This is a genomic window from Phaeodactylibacter luteus (assembly GCF_007993045.1).
GTDB classification, from domain to species: domain Bacteria; phylum Bacteroidota; class Bacteroidia; order Chitinophagales; family Saprospiraceae; genus Phaeodactylibacter; species Phaeodactylibacter luteus.
This window is the reverse complement of record NZ_VOOR01000301.1, coordinates 1-201: the sequence shown is the minus strand read 5'-3', so window position 1 is coordinate 201 and position 201 is coordinate 1. Positions and strand designations below refer to the sequence as shown.

The window sequence follows — 201 nt, the reverse complement described above, 5'->3', positions numbered from 1 at the left end:
GGTGATGTCAGATGTAACGCCTACGTCACAGCAGAAGAAGTCTACGTAGCTTCCGTCTGGGGAGTTGGAGTTTGGCGCACATACGTTGTCGCGGGAGATCGTCATCGTCACAGGGCCACAGTTGTCCCATGAGCCTTCATTGACGTCAGCTACGAACACACGGCCAATTGCTGGCTGCGACTGTCCGTTGATGATGTTGCC

The 201-nt window shown here is 54.7% G+C and carries 1 protein-coding gene; it reads right to left on the bottom strand.

What is annotated here, in order from left to right; all coding sequences use genetic code 11:
* Positions 1 to 201 (bottom strand): hypothetical protein (locus tag FRY97_RS22905; RefSeq protein WP_170254940.1); only part of this gene is annotated, 201 nt, incomplete at both ends.